Annotated in this window: 5 protein-coding genes and 1 pseudogene; 1 reads left to right on the plus strand and 5 read right to left on the minus strand. The window is 68.4% G+C overall.

Features of this window, described 5'->3' with window-relative positions:
* The first annotated feature begins 317 nt into the window (after positions 1-317).
* Positions 318-833: a mycothiol transferase gene (locus AB4Y86_RS14130; RefSeq protein ID WP_441402836.1), complete on the plus strand. Its 516-nt coding sequence runs from the start codon at positions 318-320 to the stop codon at positions 831-833.
* 29 nt (positions 834-862) lie between these two features.
* On the opposite strand, the pseudogene AB4Y86_RS14135 reads toward AB4Y86_RS14130, so the two are convergent.
* The 5 genes and pseudogenes from AB4Y86_RS14135 to AB4Y86_RS14155 form a co-directional block, all read right to left on the minus strand.
* Positions 863-1,069 (minus strand): annotated as a pseudogene (locus AB4Y86_RS14135) (gamma-glutamyltransferase); the annotation flags it as partial.
* 218 nt (positions 1,070-1,287) lie between these two features.
* A complete protein-coding gene (locus tag AB4Y86_RS14140) occupies positions 1,288-1,785 on the minus strand; it encodes an NUDIX domain-containing protein (protein WP_441402837.1) in 498 nt (165 codons plus the stop codon).
* 31 nt (positions 1,786-1,816) lie between these two features.
* Positions 1,817-1,993, minus strand: a complete 177-nt coding sequence (locus AB4Y86_RS14145; protein ID WP_441402838.1) for a DUF7340 domain-containing protein — start codon at positions 1,991-1,993, stop codon at positions 1,817-1,819.
* A 68-nt stretch (positions 1,994-2,061) separates the two neighbouring features.
* Positions 2,062-2,997, minus strand: coding sequence for a hypothetical protein (locus AB4Y86_RS14150; RefSeq protein WP_441402839.1), 936 nt, complete (start codon positions 2,995-2,997; stop codon positions 2,062-2,064).
* Positions 2,998-3,063: 66 nt separating this feature from the next.
* Positions 3,064-3,567, minus strand: coding sequence for a GNAT family N-acetyltransferase (locus AB4Y86_RS14155; protein ID WP_441402840.1), 504 nt, complete (start codon positions 3,565-3,567; stop codon positions 3,064-3,066).
* Positions 3,568-3,756: the final 189 nt, after the last annotated feature.

The raw sequence follows: 3,756 nt of genomic DNA on the forward strand, positions 1-3,756 counted from the left end.
CTGGCACGTTTCGGGCCTCGCCCGCACGCTGCGCAACCTGCTGTTCAAGAGCCGCAAGGACGGGGATTTCCAGTACAACGACTGGCTGTACGGCCAGGACGGCGACGGCGTGCCGGCAGTCCGCGCCGCGCAGGCTGACCGGGTCTCCGCCTGACAGCCCTCCCGCCCAACGCGGGGTCATTCAGCGCCGGTCCGAGGACTCGGACCGGCGCCGGGTGACCCCGCGTTGCGTGTTCTGCTGCAGGACTCCCTCTGGCTCGCCGGCGGGTCCCCGTGCAAGCATGGGGCGTAGCGACAACGCACGGGAGGAACCTGTAGTGAAAACCGAAGATCTGCTGTTGGACGCCTTTGGCCGGATCCGCCAGACCGTGGCCGCCACGCTCGAGGGGGTCGACGCTGCGGCCGCGGCCCGGCGGCCGGCGGGCAACGGAAACTCGATCACCTGGCTCCTCTGGCACCTGGGCCGGGTGGAGGACGTCCAGCTCGCCTCCGCCGCCGGCCTCGAGCAGGTCTGGAGTTCCCAGGGCTTCGCCGACCGTTTCGACCTCCCGCTGTCCCCGCGGGACACCGGCTACGGCCACAGCTCCGGCCAAGTCGACGCCGTACAGGCTGCGCCCGAGCTGCTGCTTGCCTACTACGACGCCGTCCACCGGCAGACGGTTGGATTCCTGAAAACCCTGGATGACGAAGACCTGGACCGGATCGTTGACACCCGCTGGGACCCGCCCGTCAGCCTCGGCGTGCGGCTGGTCAGTACCCTCGCCGATTGCCTGCAACACGTGGGGCAGGCCGCCTACGTCAAAGGCCTGAACGCGGGCCGGCCGCAGGACTAGCGGTCCCGGCCGGCCCGTCTTGCCGGAGCCTACCTCGAGCGGTTCAGCACCATTGCGGAGCCCCCGCCGCGCCGGACCGGCTCGGCCGCGGCGATCATCTTCCCACCCGGCCCGAACTCGATGGCAGTAGCGGCGCCGATCTCGGCTGCGGATGTGAACGCGTCCCCGGACGGCGTCAACTGATGGCCGAACGGCGCGAGCTGCTTTCCGTAGGCTGCGATGAAGTCCGGCTCGGCCATGCTGGCCGTCGGGGTCTTCTCGGTGGTGTGCGCGGGTCGGCGGCCGCGGGACCGGCCACCGCGGCGCCTGTCACGCCTAGAGCCAGCGCCGCCGTGAAGGCGGACAGTCGATGTCCTATCAGATGGCGCATGGTCGCTCCCGATCCGAAGTCCTGTGAAACTGACAGTTCGTTACATTAATCGGGCGTAGTGTGACAATCCATGCATATTGCTTGTCACGTTCGTGACAAGGACTTATTTCCACCGTCGCCCCGCACGTGCCGGATGAGCGCGTCCAGGACTGGGAGTTGGCCGCGCACCAACTTGGTGCGGGCTTCGGCCTCGGGGACCCACGCGGCGTCGTCAATCTCGGGGTACTCGCGGACAGTGCCGGATCCCCGCGGCCATTCCAGCGGAAAGGTGTTGCTCACAATCCGCTCCGGCTGGAACTCGACTTCTGCCGCGAAGACCGTGATGACTTTGCCCGAGGCCTGCCGGAAGCTTCCCAGCGGGAAGTAATCGGCGGGCGGCGCCGGTGTACCGATTTCCTCCGCGAACTCGCGGTGCGCGGCTGCCAGCGGGTCCTCGTTGCCGGTGAATTCGCCTTTCGGAATGGACCAGGCCGCGGCATCCTTGCGGGCCCAGAACGGGCCGCCCATGTGGGCGATCCACAGCTCCAGCGGCGAGGCTGTCGCGCGGCGGTACAGCAGCAGACCGGCGCTCCGGACTGTCACGACGGCGCCATGTCGCCGGACAGCCGAGCCTTCACCACTGCTGCGGGTCGTTGAGCTCGCAGCTCAGGCTGCTGCACTGCCTGGCGCTTACCTGCCAGTCCGGCTGGCGTTCCGTCCGGGGACGTTCGTCCTTCCAGGTCGGGACCACCCGCGCGCCGCAGGCCGGGCAGGGCGGTTCCATGTGAGCGCGGCGCTGCGCCTTGTTCATACTTCCCCCCGGAATGCTCGATGCGTTGAGTCAAATCTAGCCATATTTCCATCGAAGTTACAAACAAGTCAGGCGCCTTCGGCCCAGTTGAGCACGCGCTGGGCCCGCAAGGTGTTCCAGCGGCCGGGGCGGCCGTCTCCCTCGTCCAGTGGAAAGTGGATCCGTCCCGGATGGCTGTTTTCCAGCAGCCACGTCCCGCCGGGCAGGCGTTTCGAGCGCACCAGGTCAAGGGCCTCGCCGAGCCGTGCGTCCGGAACGCTGCCGGCGGCCCGGAAGTACTCGAGGCCGCGCAGCACGTCGTAGTGCCAGCGGGTCGGGTAGGAGAACCGCAGCCATGCCGGGTCGATCAGTTCTCCGTTGCTTTTCCGCCGAAGCAGGCCCCGCTCGAGCAGGTATTCCTCACCGCGCTGCCGGGCCGCAGCCAGCCCGGGCACATCGGCATGGGCACGGCCGTACTCCAGTAGCCCCTCGAGGACATTGATCGTGGTGTCGAACGAGGAGCGCGTCGAGCCGCGTTCCGCCTCACAGTTCCAGCCGCCGTCGTCGAGCTGTTCGGCGAGCAGCCGGGTGACGATGCCGTCGACGTTCTCGCCGAAGTAAGCGCCCAGGGCGACAGCCATGCCGTTGACGCAGGGCTCTACCTCGCCCTCGAAGAAGGGCTGGCCGTCCTCTTCCCAGCGACTGCGGTCGCGGACGCTCGCGACGGCGGCGCGAGCCTCACCGCTGCCGGGATCGAGTCCGAAGTCGCGGAGCAACAGCAACGTGTAGGTAGTCGCGGTCCAGGGCTGGCCCCGCTCTGATTCATCGAACGGCCAGGGGTAGTACGTGCCGCCGTCCCACTGCCCGTCTCCGCCCTGCAACGCAAGCAGACGGGCGCCCCAGCCGCGGGCCGCGACCTGCGCCCGTTCGGCTGCCACGACCTGCGCGGGGGCGTCCGTCAGATCGCGCAACACCTGCCAGCGGATTGCGGGATCGGAGTCGAGCAGCCAGTCTAGGACGTCCATCCGCCCAAGCTAGCACCGGCCCGGTCCGGCGCGGAAGGGAACCGGCAGGACCGGGCCGGCCAGGTCTCAGTCTTCGTAGTCGTCGGCCGCACGGCGGAAATCGCGGGACAGGTAGAACGCCAGGGCGGCTGAATTTCCGCTGTCCACTGTGACCGCCACCCTGGAGCGGCCCAGGGTGTACAGCACGTGCAGGCAGTGCCCCAGCAGCTCCTCGGCCAACCCCTGCCGGCGATGCTCGGGGTGGGTAAACAGTTCGGCGATCACCGAATCCCAGTCGCCCGCGCTGCCGGGAACTGGCTCGGTGACGATGATGGCGGCCGCGAGCTGTCCGTCCGGGCCCGCCACCACCGCGGAAGCCTCCGGAACGTGCCGGCCCTCGGCTCCGTCGAGCAGGGCGTTGATCCAGCCGGACGTCCGGTCCGCAGGCTGGGGCAGGCTGTCGGCGTACGAATCCCGGTACATCGCGGACAGCTCATCGAAGTCGGCGGCCCGGATCGGCCGGATTGCCGCGCCGGGCCGGCCGCCATCGCGCCGGGCGGTGACTGCGGTCAGAATGATCAATGGATTCACGGCAACCCTGCTCTCTCACAACGGCGACTCGATCGGGAGTCCTTTCCAGCATGCACCTGCTTTATTGCAAAGGTATTTCCGGACGGTGATTTCAAAGCGTCCGGAAGGCCATGGGAAGGTTAACGTTTCCCGGCCGTTAGGGGTTCCGCGCCCCTGAATCGGACCGTTTCCGCGTCGGCCCGGTACGGC

Origin of the sequence: Arthrobacter sp. 2YAF22_2 (assembly GCF_052114645.1) — a bacterium.
Taxonomy (GTDB): domain Bacteria; phylum Actinomycetota; class Actinomycetes; order Actinomycetales; family Micrococcaceae; genus Arthrobacter.

Bases quoted from the DNA above. Each gene is read 5' to 3' on its own strand.
- AB4Y86_RS14145 (WP_441402838.1), bottom strand. From the start codon at position 1,993: ATGAACAAGGCGCAGCGCCGCGCTCACATGGAACCGCCCTGCCCGGCC.
- AB4Y86_RS14150 (WP_441402839.1), bottom strand. From the start codon at position 2,997: ATGGACGTCCTAGACTGGCTGCTCGACTCCGATCCCGCAATCCGCTGG.